Source organism: Delftia sp. CH05 (genome assembly GCF_009827015.1).
Lineage (GTDB): Bacteria > Pseudomonadota > Gammaproteobacteria > Burkholderiales > Burkholderiaceae_C > Comamonas > Comamonas tsuruhatensis.
On the sequence record NZ_WUMG01000043.1, the window covers coordinates 34,380 to 51,403 of the forward strand.

Here is a 17,024-nt window from a genome sequence, read left to right on the forward strand (position 1 = left end):
CTGCAGAGGCGGCCCGGCGATGAAAAACACCATCCGTGAACTGCGCGCCGAGCGCGGCTGGAGCCAGGCTGCGCTGGCGGACCTGCTGGGCGTGTCGCGCCAGACCGTGAACGCGATCGAGACGGGCCGCTACGACCCCAGCCTGCCGCTGGCATTCGCCATTGCCCGGGTGTTCGAGACCCGGATCGAGGCGATCTTCCAGGAGGGTTGAGCGCAGCGCTCAGGCCACGATCATGACCAGCAGCACCAGGCCCAGCAGGGCCAGGTAGGCCTTGGCATGCAGGGCATCGGGAATGCGGCCGATCAGCGGGGCTGCCAGCCTGATGCCCGTCCACGATCCGGCCGTCAGCAACGCAAAGGCCTGCAGGTCCACATAGCCCACATGCCAGGGGCTCAGCCCCGCGCCCTGCGATGCCAGCATGTAGGCAGCGGTGCCCGCCACGGCCATGGGCAGGGACAGCGGGCTGGCCATGGCCGTGGCGGCCGCCATGCTGGCGCCGCGCCGGCGCATCAGCGGCACGGTCATCACGCTGCCGCCCACGCCCAGGAAGGCTGCAATCGCGCCAATCGCCAAGCCTGCGATGGCGGCGGGCCTGCGGCCCATGGGCTGCAATTGGGCGGCGGTGCCGTGCACGAAGCCCGGGCGCAGCAGTGCGTCGGCGATGGTCAGGGCCAGGTAGGCGATGAAGGCCCAGCGCACCCATTCCCCGCTGATCCAGGTGGCGGCCGCCGCGCCCGCCACGGCGCCGGCCGCGATGAAGCAGGCCAGCGGCCGCACCTGCTCCCACGGCAGGGCGCCCGCGCGGTGCTGGCGCAGCGTGGCCATGGAGGCGCCGAAAATCATCACGCAGGTGGAGGTGGCCACGGCAATGTGCATGGCAGCCTGGCCAACGGCGGAGTCCGCGCCGTGGATGGAGGTCAGCAGCGCATAAAGCAGCGGAACGGCCACGAAGCCGCCGCCAAAGCCGAAGAGCACGGTGGTCACGCCGGCAAGCACACCGAAAGCCAGCAGCAGGAGAGGGAACACAGACAGTCCTTTGGAAAAAACGAGCAAGGACTGAACCTTAGGATGCTGCGGTTTGGCCTGCTTTCGCGGATAGGTCAATAATCCTTGAATTCCTGCCAAAGCCTGTTGGCTGTTTTCCGGACATTCCCATGCTCAACATCCCGCTGCATTCCGTGGACGCCGTGGCGCGCGATGTGCTGGCCATCGGCACCGACTACACGCCTGGCACGCTGCTGCCCACGCACAGCCACCGGCGTGCGCAGTTTCTCTACGGGATGAGCGGGCTGATGGAGGTGGAAACCGATGACGGTGCCTGGACCATCCCGCCCTACAGCGGCGTGTGGATTCCGGCCAGCAAGCCGCACAGCGTGCGCATGCAGGGCGTGAGCACGCGCAGCCTGTACATCGAACCGGCTGCTGCGCCCCGCCCGGGTGTGCATTGCGAGGCCCTGGTCGTCACCCCGCTGCTGCACCAGTTGCTGCTGTCCTGCGCCGACCTGCCGGCGCTGTACGACGAAGCGGGCCGCGACGGCGCCCTGGTCACGCTGGTGCTGCACGAGCTGGCCTCGGCCCGCAGCCTGCCGCTGTTCGCGCCCATTCCCCGCGACGAAAAGCTGGCCGCCCTGTGCAAGCAGTTCCTGGCCCAGCCCAGCATCCGCGCCACGCCCCAGGATTGGGCACAGGCGCTGAACAAGAGCCTGCGCACCTTCAGCCGGTTTTTCCAGCAGCACACAGGCATGGCCTTTGGCGCCTGGCGCCAGCAGGCMKGCCTGCTGGCAGCGGTGTCGCGGCTGTCTGCGGGCTCATCGGTCACGCAGGTGGCGCTGGACCTGGGCTATGACAGCCCCAGCGCGTTTTCCACCATGTTCCGCAAGGCGCTGGGGCGGGTGCCTTCGGAGCTGGTGAGCCGGGTCTAGGCGGGAACGCTGGCCTGGGCAGCCGTTTCCCGTGTCATGGCCCAGAACACCAGGGCCGCCAGGCTGAACGCCGCCCCCGCAACGCAGACGCCGTGCCAGCCAAACCGCGCGTAGGCGTTGGTGGCAATCAGCGCCCCCAGCCCGCTGCCCACGGCATAGAACAGCATGTACAGGCCCACCAGCCGGCTGTGCGCCTGCGGGTTGCTGCGAAAGATCAGGCTCTGGTTGGTCACATGCAGGGCCTGGCCGCCCAGGTCCAGCAGCACGATACCGGCGACCAACGCGCACAGCGACTGCTCCAGCAGCGCAATCGGCACCCAGGCCAGCAGCAGGATCACCAGCGCGCCCAGGCTGGTGCGCTGCGCGAAACCCTGGTCTGCCCAGTGCCCGGCACGGGCTGCTGCCAGTGCGCCCACCACGCCGGCCAGGCCAAAGGCGCCGATGGCCGTGAGCGACAGGCTGTAGGGCGGCGCGCTCAGAGGCAGGACCAGGGCGCTCCAGAAGATGTTGAAGGTGGCAAACATCAGCAGGGCCAGCATGCCCCGCGTGCGCAGCATGCGGTCCTGGCGCAGCAGCTGGAGCATGGATGACAGCAATTGCGTGTACCCGGGAACGGGGGAGGGCACCGCCAGCCGGGGCAGTTGCCGCCACAGGGGCCAGGCCAGGGCCAGCATCAGCAGGGCCGAGCAGGCGTAGACGCCACGCCAGCCAGCCAGGTCACCCACGGCTCCGGCAAACACGCGCGCCAAAAGCAGGCCGATGAAAACCCCGCCCTGGGCCGCGCCCACCACGCGCCCGCGCTCATGCGCCTGGCTGGCGCTGGCCGCATAGGCGATCAGCCCCTGCGTCATGGCCGTGCCCAGCAGGCCCACGGCCAGCATGCCCGCCAGCAGCAGAACGGCCGAACGCGCGGTGCTGACTGCCGCCAGGGCCAGCACCAGGCCCAGCAACTGCAAAAGCATGAGCCGCCGCCGCTCCAGCCGGTCGCCCAGCGGCACCAGCAGCAGCAGTGCCAGCGCGCAGCCGGCCTGCGTGGCGGTGACCACGCCGCCCACGGCCGCATGGCTGATGCCGAAGTCGGCCGCCAGCGCCTCCAGCAGCGGCTGGGCGTAGTAGACATTGGCCACGCTCAGGCCGCTGGCAGCGGCGAACAGCAGCACCAGGCTGCGCGGCATGCGGACCGTGTCCGGGGCAGGGAAGGCGTTCATGGGTTGAATCCAGTTGCAAAACAAAACTGGTTGGATGTTAGTTGAACCAGTTTTGAAATGCAACCAAAATAGCGCCATGAAAGAAGACATCCGTCCTGACACACCACAGCCCTGTCCGGTGGCCCGCTCCCTGGATGTGATCGGCGACCGCTGGTCGCTGCTCATCGTGCGCGATGCCTTCGATGGCATCAGCCGCTTTGGCGATTTCCAGCGCAGCCTGGGCGCGGCCCGCAATATCCTGGCCGACCGGCTGCGCCGGCTGGTGGAGGCCGGCATCCTCGAAACCCGCCCGGCCGCAGAAGGCTCGGCCTACATGGAATATGTGCTGACGGCACGGGGGCTGGACCTGTTCCCCGTCATCGTGGCCTTGCGGCAATGGGGCGAAGGCCATTTGTTTGCGCCCGGCGAGGCACATTCGCTGCTGCTGGACCGCCACAGCGGCCTGCCTGTCGAGCCCATGCTGCCGCGCGACGGGGATGGCCGGGCCTTGCTGCCGGGCCAGACCGTGGTTCAGAAAATCGATTGATGGATGTCCATGCTCTCTGCCTTCCTGCCACTCATCTACGTACAGATTTCTCCCGAGCGCCTGACGCTGACAAATCCGAAAACGGGCCAGACCCTGTCGGAGGTTCCCGAGCTGGCCCTGAGTCCGCCGCCCCGGCGCCGGATTCTGGCGGCCGGCCCGCAGGCCAGGCTCGCGGCTGCATCGGAGCCTGCGGAAGTCGTCAATCCGTTCGCGCATCCGCGCTCGCTGATATCGGACTTCGTGCTGGCCGAGCACCTGCTCAAGTACCAGCTCAGGCGCATGCAAGCCGGGGGCTGGCTGGCGGCCTCCCCGCACATCGTCATCCATCCGCTGGGTGACCCCGAGGGCGGATTCACCCAGGTGGAACTGAGGGCCTTGCGCGAGCTGGGCAGCGCGGCCGGGGCCTCGAAGGTGAATGTCTGGACAGGCCGGCCCTTGACAGACGAGGAATTGCTGACGCGCAAGCCCCCTGCGCAGGGCGGTGTCTGGGAGTGAGGCTTTGCTCTTCGCCATGAAAAAAGCGCCCGTCACAACGGGCGCTTTGTCTGGGTCAGCGCAAGGGCCGATAACGCGCTATCAGAACCGCGCCATCAGAACCTGGCCGTCATCCCCACGAAGTAGGTACGGCCGCCGTTGTCGTAGTTGGCGCCGATGGTCCGGGTTTCCTTGTCGGTCAGGTTGATGATGCCGGCGCGCAGGGTCATCGAGTCGGTGACGTTGTAGTTCATGGACACGTCGAACGTCGTGTAGGCCTTGGCGAAGGTGGTGGCCGTGCCCGTGGTCACGACTTCCTTGCCCACGTGGCGGGCGCTGAACATGGCGGACCAGCCCTGGCGGATCTGCCACTGCAGCGACGAGTAGATGGACAGCTCGGGCACGGCCAGCAGCGAGGCGCCGGTGCTCAGGTTCTTGGACTCGAACATCTTGGTGATGTTGGTGTTCCAGGTCAGGCCCTTGGCCAGGGGAACGTTCACGAAGCCTTCCAGGCCGCGCGTGCGGGCACGCTGGGCGTTGGCCATGCGGGTCCACCAGAAGCCGTTGTAGAAGCCCAGCGGCTGGTAGTCGATCTTGTTCTTGAAGTTGGTGTGGAAGTACGTGGCGCCCAGGGCCCAGCCATTGCGGTCCCAGCTGGTGCCCAGCTCGAAGTTGGTGCTGGTCTCGGGCTGCAGGTCGGGGTTGCCGGCCATGTAGCAGCCGCGCGTGCCGTCGGCATTCACGCTGGTGCTGGTCCAGCCCATGCCGGCCAGGCTGCGGCAGCCGTTGCCCCCGGATTGCGTGGCGGCGCTGGCCGAGTTTTCCTTCAGGTTGGGCGCACGGAAGCCGCGCGAGACGCCGCCGCGAACCGTCCACTCCGAGGCCGGGTGGTAGACCAGGTAGGCGCGCGGGCTCCAGTTGTTGCCGTATTTCTGGTGGTGGTCCATGCGCAGGCCCAGCGTCAGCGCCAGGTTGTCGCGCAGGAAGATCTGGTCCTCGCCGAACAGCGCCCAGGTGGTGGCGCTCAGGCCCGAGCCCGAGACCGGGCGTCCCGCGTAGTCGATGGGCGCCAGGCCGATGGTGTCGCGGTTGTCCAGCGACTCGCGGCGCCACTGCATGCCCAGCGTCATGGCCTGGTCCAGGCCCCACAGCTTCAGGGGCTTGTCGATGCGGCCGTCCAGCGTGGTTTCCTTGGAGTTGTTGCCGATGGTGTCGCCCTTGTCCTCGTACTTGTTGTGTACGAGGTTGAGCTTGGAGGTCATGTCGCCCCAGCGGCCATCGTGGCTGAGGCCGAACTTGGTCTGCTCCAGCTTGCTCAGGCCCCACTGCGATACCACGGGGCGTCCATTCACCAACCGATCGGAGCCCGTGGCGCGCTGGATGCCTTGCGCGGCCTCGATGCCGATCACCTGGTCGGGCGTGAGCTGCCAGTTGAGCAGGGCGTTGAGGTTTTGCTTGCGCGAGCCGGCCGTGGACTGGTAGGTGCCCGGGAAGCCGCCCGTGCCCTCGTCGGCAGCGCGGTCCGTGTAGTTGCCGCCCAGGCGCAGGCCGAACTTGTCGGACAGCGGGCCGCTGATGTTGAAGCCCAGCTGGCGCGTGTCGCCGCGGTCGCCGTCGGAGGGCTTGCTGTAGTTCAGCGTGGTCGAGCCGCTCCAGCGTTTGCCGATCTTGCGCGTAATGATGTTGATCACGCCGCCCATGGCGTCGGAGCCGTAGAGCGAGGACATGGGGCCGCGCACCACCTCGATGCGCTCGATCATCTCGGGCGAGATCCAGTCCAGGTCCTGCGAGCCCAGGTCGTCACGGTAGTTGATGCCGGCCGAGTTCCCCTGGCGCTTGCCGTCCACCAGGATCAGCGTGTACTTCTCGGGCAGGCCGCGCAGCTTGATCTTGGACTGGGCGCCCGTGCCCGACAGACCGCCGGTCACGCCGGGAATGGTGGACAGCAGCTCGCCGATGCTGGTGACGGGCTTGCGCTCGATGTCTTCCCGCGTGATCACGCTGATGCTGGCCGGCGCCTCCTTGATGTCCACGGCCGTGCCCGAGGCGGTCACCACCACGGTGGACAGGGACGTGTCGGCCTTGCTGTCGGCTGACTGGGCATGGGCCATGGCTGTGCATGCCAGGGCGGCGCAAAGAGGAAGAGGGCGGAGCACCGAGATTCTGACCATCTTTGTAAAGTTCCGTATTGGTTAAAAATCAAGGTGCGAATGATAACGATTTGTATCTACATCTTTCTCTTCACGTAAAGACAGTTGTTTTTTGTTCACGCGTTATCTAATCGCTGGACACGCCTGAGGCGTTGTGCACAAGTCTGGTGCACAAAAATGAAGGGGGTCGGCAGGGCGCTGAGAGGGAGCACGGGGTGCGGCGCCTCCGTGCAAAGGCCGCCCCGGAGCGCAGGGGGCGGCCAGAAACCAGGTCAGCGCGGCTTGGCCACGGCGCCCGGCAGGGCGCTGGAAGGCTCAGCGCAGCTGCCCGAGGGTTGGCTCGATGCCCGGCGGCGCACGAACTGGTAGGCAATGGCCAGCAGGGCAAACCAGGCCGGCGTCACCACCAGCGCCTGGCGCGTGTCGGCCTGCAGGGTGAGCAGGCCCAGGATGGCCGCAAAGAACACCAGGCAGGCCCCGCACATGGCCACGCCGCCCGGCATCTTGTAGTGCGAAGCCTCATGAAGGGCTGCGCGCTGGCGCCGGTAGGCGATATAGGACAGCAGGATCAGCGACCACACGAACATGAACAGGATGGCCGATACCGTGGTCACCAGCGTGAAGGCCTCCACCAGGTCGGGCACCACCCACATCAGGAAGGCGCCGGCCAGCAGGCAGGTGCAGGAAAACAGCAGCCCGCGCGAGGGCACGCTGCTGCGCGACAGCCGGTGGAAGGACTTGGGCGCATCGCCCTTGAGCGCCAGGCCGTAGAGCATGCGGCTGGTGGAGAACACGCCGCTGTTGGCCGACGAGGCGGCCGAGGTCAGCACCACGAAATTGATCACGCCCGCAGCGGCCGGCAGGCCTGCGAGCACGAACAGCTCCACGAACGGGCTCTTGCCCGGCACCACGTCGCGCCAGGGGGTGACGGCCATGATGGCGATCAGGGCCAGCACGTAGAACACGATGATGCGCACGGGAATCGAATTGATGGCGCGCGGCAGCGTGCGCTCGGGGTCCTTGGCCTCGGCGGCCGTGGTGCCCACCAGCTCGATGCCCACGAAGGCGAACACGGCGATCTGGAAGCCCGCGAAAAAGCCCATCATCCCGTTGGGGAACATGCCGCCGTCATTCCAGAGGTTGGACAGGCTGGCCACACGCCCCGCAGGCGAGACGAAGGCGGCACCCACCATGTACAGCCCCGTTGCCACCAGGGCCACGATGGCCACGATCTTGATCATGGCGAACCAGAACTCGATCTCGCCGAACAGCTTCACCGTCAGCAGGTTCAGGCCCAGCAGCAGGCCCACGCAGGCGATGGCCGGGGCCCACTGGGGCAGGTCGGGGAACCAGAACTGCGAGTAGGCCGAGATGGCGATCACGTCGGCAATGCCCGTGACGATCCAGCAGAACCAGTACGTCCAGCCCGTGAAGAAGCCCGCCCAGGGCCCCAGCAGATCGGCCGAGAAATCGATGAAGGATCGGTACTGCAGGTTGGACAGCAGCAGCTCGCCCATGGCCCGCATCACGAAGAACAGCATCACGCCGATGATGGCGTAGACGAAGACGATGGACGGACCCGCCAGGCTGATGGTCTTGCCCGAGCCCATGAACAGGCCCGTGCCGATGGCACCGCCGATGGCGATGAGCTGGATGTGGCGGTTGGTGAGATTGCGCTGCAGGTCGTCTTGACCGTGCAGGCCCTGGCCGGCAGGCGGGGCCTTGTGTGTCATCAGAGAACTCCGGGGAAGACTGGCAAAGCGATGGCAGAAAGGGGGAAATCCGCCTGCCGCGGCCGTGTTTTCAGTCTCTGCATGGAGTCCATGCCTGGAAATGCGGCAGCGCAGCAAAACGGAACGAAGGCCGCGAGGATACCTGAACCTCGCCCCGCATCAGCCCTGCCGCGCCGTGCCGCTCCAGTCAATGAAGCGGGTTTGATATGGGTGGATCAGCCGCGCGCCAGGCGCCGGGCGTTGGCCACTGCGGTGCGGTGCACGGGGGCCATGCCCTTGCCCACCACGCCCCACATGGCGTTGTTCCATTGCGAGGCCTGCGATGCCAGTGCGCCCCCATTCCAGGTGGAGGCGCTCCAGGGCATCCACCACATGCGCATCCAGGCCTGCATCAGGGCCTGGCTGGCGACCATGGACTGCAGGCCCATGGCGGCCCAGGATTGGTGGAAGGCTGTCTGTTTCTCGGACACCATGCGCGTGAATTCGCGCCGGTCCCGTGCGGAGGGATTGGCCCCGGCCAGCGCCATGCGGGTGAGCCTGTGCGCCACCACCTGCGGCGCGGCAATGGCCAGATCGGTGGCCTGACGGGCCACCGAAGCGGCCTTGGAAGATTTGCGGTTTGCCATGTGCGCTCCTGAAGCTCTGGATCCATTTGCCGGATCTTCCTGCCAGATCCACTTGCCAGATCCACTTGCCGGTTCCACTTTAGCCAGATGCATGCCGGTCCGCGTAGGCCGATGACGCAATGCAGCAAAAACGCGTTTATCGCGGCTGGGGCCGGGGTGCCGGCGCGGCTCCGTCCTGCGTGACCTCAGATACCAGGGCGCGCCACCAGCGCTCGCCTGCATGGGGGGCGGCCAGGTCCACGCGCTCGCCCATCATGGGCGTGGCCACGGCAATGCCGTGCTCGGCGCCCAGGGCCAGCACGCGCTCGAAGGGGTCCCACCAGGCATGCATGGCCAGGCTGAAGGTGCCGTTGTGAATGGGCAGCAGCCAGCGTCCGCCCAGGTCGCGGTGGGCCTGCACGGTCTGGGCCGGGTGCATGTGGACATAGGGCCAGTGCGGGTCGTAGGCGCCGGTCTCCATCAGCGTGAGGTCGAAGGGGCCGAAGCGCCGGCCGATTTCCGCAAAGCCGTCGAAATAGCCGCCGTCACCACTGAAGAAGACACGCAGCGTGTCGGCGCTTGCCAGGTCCTCGATGACCCAGGACGCCCACAGCGTGCGGTTGCCGTCGCGCAGGCCCCGGCCCGAGAAATGCTGGGCCGGCGTGGCCGTGAAGCGCAGGCCGTCCACCTGCACGTCCTGCCACCAGTCGAACTGGCGCACCTTCTCGGGGGCCACGCCCCAGGCCATGAGCCGGTCGCCCACGCCCAGCGTGCACAGGAAGAAGTCGACCCGGGGCGCCAGGGCGCGGATGGTGGCACGGTCCAGATGGTCGTAGTGGTCGTGCGAGAGCACCACGCCGCGCAGCGCGGGCAGTTCATGCAGGGCGATGGGCGGCGCATGAAAGCGCTTGGGGCCGATGAAGGAGAAGGGCGAGGCGCGCTCGGCAAACACCGGGTCGGTGATCCACCAGCCGCCGCGCAGCTTCATCAGCAGCGTGGAGTGGCCCAGGCGGTACAGGCTGCGCTCGGGCGCGGCGGCCAGGTCGGCCGGGGTGAGCCGCTGCACGGGCAGGGGCGCCGCAGGCTCGGTGTCCTTGGGCTTGTTGAAGAAGAAGTCCCACATCACCTTGGCGTCGGGCTGGGGGGCATTGGCCGGGCGGGGATGGATGTTGCGAAAGCGCCCGGCCGACGATTGGGGCGATTGGGAGTAGTCGGCAATCGGGGCGCGGAAGATGCGGGTTGTTTTCACGGTGCTTCGTCGGTGTTCAGGCCGCCGCCATCATGGAACCAATGGCGCAGCCCTGTCGAGATGGTGGTCTTGGCAGCCCCGTTCAAGGCGCCTTGCGTGTCGTCATGTAAACAAAAAAGGAGCTGCCCCTGCAGGCAGCTCCTTGTGGTGATGGCCCGGAGGCTGGTCATCAATGGGCGCCGGCCGCCTCGGCACCGCCGGCATGGCCCGCAGGGCGCCTGGTCATCCAGATCAGCACGATCAGCACCAGGAACAGCACGGACGACGCCAGGAAGATGTCGTCGGCGGCGCGCGTGTAGGCCTGCTGGTCCACCAGCCGGTTGATCTGGGCCAGCGCCTGCGCCTGGCTCAGGCCTGCGGCCTGCAGCCCCTGCAGGGTGACGCCGAACACGCCCTGGCCCTGGACCAGCCCTTCTGTCAGATGGGCGTGGTGCAGCGCGGCGCGGTTTTCCCATAGCGTGGTGGCGATGGAGGTGCCCATGGCGCCCGCCGTGATCCGCACGAAGTTGCTCAGGCCGGCGGCGGCCGGGATACGGTCCGGCGAGATGCCCGACAGCGTGATCGTGGTCAGCGGAATGAAGAAGAAGGCCATGGCCGCGCCCTGGATCAGCGTGGGCACCAGGATGTGCATGAAGTCGGTCTCCACCGTGAAGCGCGAGCGCATCCACAGCACCAGGGCGAACACGATGAAGGCGCCCGTGGCCATCCTGCGTGGGTCCCACTGCGTGACCTTGCGGCCCACCAGCGGTGTCAGGATGATGGCGAAGATGCCCACCGGCGCCAGTGCCATGCCGGCCGTGGTGGAGGTGTAGCCCATCCACTGCTGCAGCCACAGGGGCAGCAGCACCACGTTGCCGAAGAACAGGCCGTAGGCAATCGACAGCGCCACCGTGCCGGCCGCGAAATTGCGGCGCATGAACAGGCGCAGGTCCACCACGGGGTGGGCATCGGTCAGCTCCCAGACCAGGAAGACCACGAAGCTCACGATGGCCAGCACGCACAGCGTGATGATCTCGCCCGAGGCGAACCAGTCCAGCTCCTTGCCCTTGTCCAGCATCAGCTGCAGCGCGCCCACCCACAGCACCAGCAGGGCCAGGCCCACGGAGTCGATGGGCAGCTTGCGCGTGGGGGTCTCGCGGCTGCGGTAGATGCTCCAGGTCATCAGGGCCGACAGCAGGCCCACCGGCACGTTGATATAGAAGATCCAGGGCCAGGAGATGTTGTCCGTGATCCAGCCGCCCAGCAGCGGGCCGACCACGGGGGCCACCAGGGTGGTCATCCCCCACAGCGCCAGGGCCACCCCGGCCTTGGCCGGGGGATAGCTGGACAGCAGCAGCGTCTGCGACAGCGGGATCATGGGGCCGGCAACCAGGCCCTGGAGCACGCGGAACAGCACCAGCGTCTCCAGCGACGAGGCAAAGCCGCACAGCCAGGACGTCAGCACGAACAGCAGCACGCTCATGGTGAACAGGCGCACGGCGCCGAAGCGCTGGGTGAGCCAGCCCGTGAGCGGCACCGAGATGGCGTTGGCCACGCCAAAGCTGGTGATCACCCAGGTGCCCTGGCTGGGGCTGACGCCCACGTCGCCGGAAATCGCCGGAATGGCGACGTTGGCGATGGACGAGTCCAGCACGTTCATGAAGGTGGCCAGCGACAGGGCCAGCGTACCCAGGGCCAGCTGGGCGCCCTTGAGCGGGACCGGCCGTGCAGGCATGGCCGGCGGCGCCGAGGGGGCGACCGGCGGCGCCGGCTCCGGCACGGCGGTGGTAGAGGAAGTCATAGGCAGTCCGCGTAGGTTCTGGGAAGGCGGGGAAGCGATGCCTGCTTACCTGGACTGCATGGCCTGCGCGTCAACCGGCGCGGAGGCCACGGCGGCTGGCGCCTTGCCCTGGGCCCTGTCCTGCACCTCGGCCATGGCCACGGGCGGCAGCTCGGGCAACTGCTTGAGCGGTGCCACGTTCTGGCCCGCCACGATGTGGGCAATGCGCTCCTCGGCCTGCGGCAGCGCCATGTCGTAGACGGAGGTCTGGGCCACGGGGGCGTTGCGCGTGGTCGTTGCCAGCACCTCGCCCTGCTGGTCTCGCACGTCCACCTTGACTTCCATGGACAGGCCCACGCGCAGCGGGTGCTGTGCCAGGTCTTCCGGCGCCAGCGCAATGCGCACGGGCACGCGCTGCACCACCTTGATCCAGTTGCCGGTGGCGTTCTGCGCGGGCAGCAGCGAGAAGGCCGCGCCGGTTCCTGCGCCCATGCCCACCACGGTGCCGTGGTAGCTGATCTTGTCGCCGTAGACATCGGCCGTCAGCTCGGTCTTCTGGCCTATGCGCAGCTGGGCCAGCTGGCTTTCCTTGAAGTTGGCATCCACCCAGAGGTTGTGCAGGCCCACCACCGTCATCAGCGGCGCGCCCGAGGCCACGCGCTGGCCCAGCTGCACGCCGCGCTTGGCCACATAGCCTTCCACGGGCGAGACCAGGCGCGTGCGCTGCAGCGCCAGATAGGCCTCGCGCACCTTGGCGGAGGCGGCGATCACACTGGGGTGCTCTTCGGCGCTGCTGCCCTTGGTCTGGGCTTCGGCAGCCGTCAGCTGCGCCTTGGCGGCGCGCACGGCGGCTTCGGCTGCCGAGGCGGCATTGCCGGCCGTGCGGGCCAGGGACTGGGCGTGGTCGAACTCTTCCTTGCCCACGGCGCCCGTGGCCAGCAGCGGGCGGCGGCGCTCCACATCCTCGCGGGCGCGAGCGGCATCGGCCTGCAGGCGGGCCAGATCGGCCTCGCGCTGGGCCACCTGGGCGACCAGGGCATCGGCCGAGTCCAGCTGCACCAGCAGCTGGCCGGGCTTGACGTAGTCGGTGTCGTCGGCGCCGATGCTGATCACCGTGCCGCCGACCTGCGGCGTGATCTGCACCACGTTGCCCGCCACATAGGCGTTGTCCGTGGTCTGGTAGTTGCGGGCCACCATCCAGTGCCAGCCGCCCCAGGCGACGGCGGCCACCGCGACGGCGGCGGCCACGATGGTCAGGCCCTTGCGGCGGCCCTGCGGGTTGGCCACGGGCGAGGCTGCGGCAGCGGGTGCATTGGATGCTTGCTTGTTGGTATCGGTCATGGTGTTCGGCGCTTTGTTATCTGTGAATGTGGTTGTGCGGCCGGGGCAGGGGGCTGGCAGTCTGTCACGCTGGCTGGCGGTCTGCCCGGTGGAGGGTCAAGAGTGCGTTGGATTCCTGTGCGGGTTGCGATCTCAGTGCTGGCTGACCTGCACGGCAGCCGTGCCATCGGTCCAGCCGCCGCCCAGGGCCTTCATCAGCGACACGCGCGTGTCCAGCGCGCGGGCACGCAGGTCCACGTCCAGGCGGCGCTGGGTGATCACCTGGGTCTCGGTGTTGAGCACCGTCACCTGGCTGGCCAGGCCGGCCTTGTAGCGCTGCACGGCAAAGTCGTAGGCGCGTTCGGCCTTCTCCAGCGACTCGGCCTGCAGCTGCTGTTGGCGCACCAGCGATTGCACGGAAGTGATGGCATCGCCCGCTTCCTTGACCGCATCGAGCACCACGCCGTTGTACTGGGCAATGGCGGTGTCCAGATCGGCCTGCGTGCCGCGCAACTGGGCGCGCAGGCGCTTGCCGTCGAACAGGGGCAGGCGCAGCGCGGGCGTCACGCCCATCTGGCGCGAGCTGCCCTTGAACAGGTTGTCCAGGCCGATGGCATTGAGGCCGATGAAGGCCGTCAGGTTGATATCGGGATAGAAATCCGCCCGCGCGCTCTCTATGCCCTGCGTTGCCGACTCCACCCGCCAGCGTGCGGCCACCACGTCGGGGCGGCGGCCCAGCAGGTCTGCGCCCAACTGGCCGGGCATGGCCTGGATCTGCAGCGCGGCCAGACGGGGCGCCAGCTGCAGCTGCGCCTCGGGCGCCTGGCCGCAGAGCACGGCGATGGTGCGGCGCGCCAGCGTGATCTGCTCGTCCAGCATCTCGATCTGGGTGCCGGCATCGGGCAGGCCAGCCTGAGCCTGGGTCAACTCCACCTGGCTGTCCAGCCCGGCGCGCGTGCGCTGCTGGCTCAGCTCCAGCAGCGACTGGCGCTGGGTCAGCGTGCGGCCGGCCACCTCCTTCTGGGCAATCAGCCGGGCCAGCGCCACATAGCTGCGCGCCACCTGGGCGGCCAACTGGTTGGCAGCGGCGGCGCTGTCGGCCTGGGCGGCACGGGCCTGGCCCAGGGCGGCCTGCAGGTCGGCCGCATGGCGGCCAAAGAAATCCGGTGTCCAGCTCAGGCCGGCCTGCAGGTTGCCGGTGTTGTAGGTATGGCCGGCAATGGGAGCAGGCACCAGGCCGTTGGCGCTGTAGTGCTGGCGCGTGGCGTCAATGCCGAGCGTGCCGCGCACATCGGTGGCCGTGCTGGTGGCCGTGGCCAGGGCGGCGGCCTTGTCGAAGCGGGCGCGGCTCATGGCCAGGCTGGGGCTGCCCTGCAGCGCCTGGGCGATCAGCGAATCCAGCTGGGCATCGCCCAGGGACTTCCACCAATCGGCGGCGGGCAGGCTGGTATTGGCGGTTGTCTCGGACTGGGCCGTCAGACCCAGGTCGGAGGCGCCCAGCCGGGCCAGCGGCTCATGGGCCGGGCCCTGGGAAGCACAACCGGCCAGGGCCAGCGCGGCGCACAGGGTGGCCGCTGCGGCGGCCACGCGGCGGGGCGCAGCGGACACGGAAACAAAGGAATTGGGCATGGTGGTCTGCCTGTTGGGGGTCAAGAATCAGGAAATCGGAAACCGGGGCGGAAAAAGGGGGCTGGCGCTGTCAGCCGACGGGCGTGGCAGGAGCAGGGGACGGCGGCGCAGCTTCCGGCGCGCGCATCGCATCGCCATTGGCCAGCAGGCGGCGCAGCATGTCCAGCAGCTGGCGGGACTCGTCATGGCTGAAGCCGGCCATATGGGCATTCATCACGCTGGACAGCACCTGCGGCACCTTGGCCGCCATGGCGCGGCCTTCATCGGTCAGCACCAGCTTGACCACGCGCCGGTCCACCGTGGAGCGCTCGCGCCGCAGCATGCCCTTGGATTCGAGCCGGTCCAGCGCCCGCGTGATGGAGGCCGGATCCAGCCCCAGGTCACGCGCCATGCCGGCATTCGTGGCGTCGCTGCACAGCAGCAGCTTGTACAGCGGCAGCCACTGCACATAGGTCAGCTCATGCTCGGCCAACTGCGCATCCGCCTGCTGGAGGATGGAGCTGAGCACCTTGCGCATGAGGAACCCCACGCTCTCGAAGGGCGTGTAGCTGCCAGGGCTGTAGAAGTCCGAGGGCTGCAGGCCGTTGGGCAGGGGTGGCTGGGTCATGGTGTCTTGCAAGTGAAATGATTGACTGCGCAATGATTGTTGCGGCAATTATTGCAGAAACACCGAATGGCCGCATGGCTCGCGGGTGCCGGGGACGAGGCAAGGGTTTTCCATCAGGCCGGTGGCTTCCTGACCCCTGTTCGACCACCGGCCACACCGACAACGCTCACTTGTCTTGAGCCACCGCATGCCCTTTCTCCAGTCTGGCCACGGCCTCGCGGTAGGCGGGGCTGGCGCGCAGCTGCTGGTAACGCTCCAGGCCGCGCTGGTATTCGGTGGAGCGGACATCGATCTCGCGGTCCGAGACATAGGTGAGTCCGGCGCGGTGCCACATTTCCAGGTCGGCCAGCACCTGGGCTCGGCTGAGGTCGGTGGGGGCAGCAGTGGAGGAGGGCGTGGCGTCCTGGGCGAGGGCGGTGCCGGCCAGGCCCAGGCTGAGGGCGGCCAGGGCGATGAAGCGGGTGAAGTCGGAAGTGCGCATGGGGAACCTTTCAGGTGAAGCGAAGTGATGAGGGCTTCATGGTCCCGCTGCCGCCCTGGCCGGCACAGCCGTTTGCGACGCACTGCAGCATGGCGGGAGCCAATGGCCGTTGGGTTTCGTGAAATGCCTGGAGGGCAGGCGCGGCCATCCGAGGAGCGCCGCCAGCCATGGAAATGCTTTGATCAGCCTGTGTGCGGCAGATTATTTCCAGTTGCTCCAATAAATCGGCATAAACATCTGTGAAATGGCTGGTGGAAGCATGAATCGGCAGCAAATTCCAGCGGCACAGGCCGACAATCGCCGCTCTCCATGTCTTCATCCATTCCACTTTCCTCCGCTGCCGTTTCGGCAGATTCCGTTTCCCGCAGTTCCGAGGCCTTTCGTGGCTTCAGGGATGCGATTCCCGTGATGCTGGGCTTCGTGCCCTTTGCCCTGGTGCTGGGCGCCCAGGCCGTGCAAAAGGGGCTGGCACCGCTGGAGGTTCCTCTCATGACCGGGATGAACTTCGGCGGCGGCTCGGAGTTCACGGCCATACGGCTGTGGACGTCGCCGCCGCATGTGCTGCTGATCGTCGCCATGTCCTTCCTGGTCAATTGCCGGCACATCCTGATGGGTGCGGCACTGGCGCCCTATCTGCGCCATCTGCCCAGGCGCCGTGCCTTGCCTGCCCTGTTCTTCATGTGCGACGAAAGCTGGGCGCTGGCCCTGGCAGACGCGCAGCGCAGTGCCGCCCGGCGCGTGAGCCTGCCTTACTACATGGGCGTGTCGGCAGGCCTGTACATGGCCTGGGTGTCGTGCACGGCGGCCGGTGCCTTTCTGGGGCCGCGCATTGGCGACCTGGAGCAGTACGGCTTCGACATGGCGTTCACCGCCGTGTTTCTGGTGCTGCTGCGCGGCATGTGGAAGGGCGTCAGGCCTTGCCGGCCCTGGCTGGTGAGCCTGCTGACGGCGGCCCTGGTCTACAAGCTGGTGCCTGGCGCCTGGTATGTGGCGGCAGGCGCCGTCTCGGGCCTGATCTGCGCGGCCTTGCTGGCGCCCAGGAGCTAAGCGATGGAAGCCACAACCTTGCTGACGCTGGTGCTCATGGCGTGCAGCACGTATTTCACGCGGGTGACCGGCTACCTGCTGCTGCGCGGGCGCACGCTGAGCCCGCGCATGCAGTACGTGATGGAAAGCCTGCCGGGCTGCGTGCTGATCTCGGTGATTGCCCCGGCGTTTGTGTCCGAGCGTCCGGCCGATCTGCTGGCCCTGGTGGTGACGCTGGTGGCGGCCAGCCGGCTGCCGATTCTGCCGACGGTGCTGATCGGCATTGCGTCGGCGGGTGCGCTGCGGCACTGGCTGGGGTGATGGCGGGTGGGGC

At 67.8% G+C, this 17,024-nt stretch carries 19 protein-coding genes; 6 read left to right on the plus strand and 13 right to left on the minus strand.

Going from position 1 to position 17,024, the window contains the following annotated elements; genetic code table 11:
* Positions 1–19 precede the first annotated feature (19 nt).
* Positions 20–211 carry a helix-turn-helix transcriptional regulator gene (locus GRX31_RS24390; RefSeq protein ID WP_013802457.1) on the plus strand — a complete coding sequence of 64 codons (192 nt, stop codon included), beginning with the start codon at positions 20–22 and terminating at the stop codon, positions 209–211.
* Positions 212–220: 9 nt separating this feature from the next.
* Here the strand turns inward: GRX31_RS24390 and GRX31_RS24395 are convergent, their stop codons facing one another.
* Positions 221–1,027, minus strand: a complete 807-nt coding sequence (locus GRX31_RS24395; protein ID WP_160855296.1) for a TSUP family transporter — start codon at positions 1,025–1,027, stop codon at positions 221–223.
* 128 nt (positions 1,028–1,155) lie between these two features.
* Between GRX31_RS24395 and GRX31_RS24400 the strand changes: the two genes are divergently transcribed.
* Positions 1,156–1,923 carry an AraC family transcriptional regulator gene (locus GRX31_RS24400; protein ID WP_160855298.1) on the plus strand — a complete coding sequence of 256 codons (768 nt, stop codon included), beginning with the start codon at positions 1,156–1,158 and terminating at the stop codon, positions 1,921–1,923.
* Here the strand turns inward: GRX31_RS24400 and GRX31_RS24405 are convergent.
* Positions 1,920–3,131 (minus strand): MFS transporter, encoded by a 1,212-nt coding sequence (locus GRX31_RS24405; protein WP_160855300.1) that lies wholly within the window; start codon positions 3,129–3,131, stop codon positions 1,920–1,922. The genes GRX31_RS24400 and GRX31_RS24405 overlap by 4 nt on opposite strands.
* 76 nt (positions 3,132–3,207) lie before the next feature.
* Here GRX31_RS24405 and GRX31_RS24410 point away from each other — a divergent pair, with 76 nt between their 5' ends.
* Together GRX31_RS24410 and GRX31_RS24415 are read left to right on the plus strand one after the other, a co-directional pair.
* A complete protein-coding gene (locus GRX31_RS24410; RefSeq protein WP_160855302.1) occupies positions 3,208–3,657 on the plus strand; it encodes a winged helix-turn-helix transcriptional regulator in 450 nt (149 codons plus the stop codon).
* A gap of 3 nt (positions 3,658–3,660) precedes the next feature.
* Positions 3,661–4,152 (plus strand): rod shape-determining protein, encoded by a 492-nt coding sequence (locus GRX31_RS24415; RefSeq protein WP_237426769.1) that lies wholly within the window; start codon positions 3,661–3,663, stop codon positions 4,150–4,152.
* A gap of 95 nt (positions 4,153–4,247) precedes the next feature.
* Here GRX31_RS24415 and GRX31_RS24420 read toward each other — a convergent pair whose 3' ends face one another.
* From GRX31_RS24420 to GRX31_RS24465, 11 genes are all read right to left on the minus strand, one after another.
* The gene (locus GRX31_RS24420; protein ID WP_160855304.1) at positions 4,248–6,242 is read right to left on the minus strand and encodes a TonB-dependent receptor domain-containing protein; all 1,995 of its coding nucleotides are present in this window, start codon (positions 6,240–6,242) and stop codon (positions 4,248–4,250) included.
* Between the two features lie 311 nt (positions 6,243–6,553).
* Positions 6,554–8,014: a D-serine/D-alanine/glycine transporter gene (gene cycA, locus GRX31_RS24425; protein ID WP_160855306.1), complete on the minus strand. Its 1,461-nt coding sequence runs from the start codon at positions 8,012–8,014 to the stop codon at positions 6,554–6,556.
* A gap of 215 nt (positions 8,015–8,229) precedes the next feature.
* The gene (locus GRX31_RS24430) at positions 8,230–8,640 is read right to left on the minus strand and encodes a polyhydroxyalkanoate granule-associated phasin (protein ID WP_046986239.1); all 411 of its coding nucleotides are present in this window, start codon (positions 8,638–8,640) and stop codon (positions 8,230–8,232) included.
* Positions 8,641–8,776: 136 nt separating this feature from the next.
* On the minus strand, positions 8,777–9,868 hold the full coding sequence (locus tag GRX31_RS24435; RefSeq protein WP_016446038.1) for an MBL fold metallo-hydrolase: 1,092 nt from the start codon (positions 9,866–9,868) through the stop codon (positions 8,777–8,779).
* Positions 9,865–10,038, minus strand: a complete 174-nt coding sequence (locus GRX31_RS30655) for a hypothetical protein (RefSeq protein WP_202396704.1) — start codon at positions 10,036–10,038, stop codon at positions 9,865–9,867. Before GRX31_RS30655 ends, GRX31_RS24435 begins: the two co-directional genes overlap by 4 nt.
* Complete coding sequence (locus GRX31_RS24440) at positions 10,038–11,648, minus strand: DHA2 family efflux MFS transporter permease subunit (protein WP_016453441.1); 1,611 nt, start codon at positions 11,646–11,648, stop codon at positions 10,038–10,040. Before GRX31_RS24440 ends, GRX31_RS30655 begins: the two co-directional genes overlap by 1 nt.
* A gap of 45 nt (positions 11,649–11,693) precedes the next feature.
* Positions 11,694–12,968, minus strand: a complete 1,275-nt coding sequence (locus GRX31_RS24445) for an HlyD family secretion protein (RefSeq protein WP_160855308.1) — start codon at positions 12,966–12,968, stop codon at positions 11,694–11,696.
* 132 nt (positions 12,969–13,100) lie between these two features.
* Positions 13,101–14,576, minus strand: coding sequence for an efflux transporter outer membrane subunit (locus GRX31_RS24450; RefSeq protein ID WP_160855310.1), 1,476 nt, complete (start codon positions 14,574–14,576; stop codon positions 13,101–13,103).
* A 70-nt stretch (positions 14,577–14,646) separates the two neighbouring features.
* Positions 14,647–15,183, minus strand: coding sequence for a MarR family winged helix-turn-helix transcriptional regulator (locus tag GRX31_RS24455; protein WP_046986241.1), 537 nt, complete (start codon positions 15,181–15,183; stop codon positions 14,647–14,649).
* A 166-nt stretch (positions 15,184–15,349) separates the two neighbouring features.
* Positions 15,350–15,664: a DUF4148 domain-containing protein gene (locus tag GRX31_RS24460; protein ID WP_016453437.1), complete on the minus strand. Its 315-nt coding sequence runs from the start codon at positions 15,662–15,664 to the stop codon at positions 15,350–15,352.
* Positions 15,665–15,674: 10 nt separating this feature from the next.
* Positions 15,675–15,983, minus strand: a complete 309-nt coding sequence (locus tag GRX31_RS24465; protein ID WP_156179857.1) for a hypothetical protein — start codon at positions 15,981–15,983, stop codon at positions 15,675–15,677.
* Here GRX31_RS24465 and GRX31_RS24470 point away from each other — a divergent pair.
* Positions 15,974–16,711 (plus strand): AzlC family ABC transporter permease, encoded by a 738-nt coding sequence (locus GRX31_RS24470; RefSeq protein ID WP_160855312.1) that lies wholly within the window; start codon positions 15,974–15,976, stop codon positions 16,709–16,711. The genes GRX31_RS24465 and GRX31_RS24470 overlap by 10 nt on opposite strands.
* 3 nt (positions 16,712–16,714) lie before the next feature.
* Positions 16,715–17,011 carry an AzlD family protein gene (locus GRX31_RS24475; protein WP_160855314.1) on the plus strand — a complete coding sequence of 99 codons (297 nt, stop codon included), beginning with the start codon at positions 16,715–16,717 and terminating at the stop codon, positions 17,009–17,011.
* Positions 17,012–17,024: the final 13 nt, after the last annotated feature.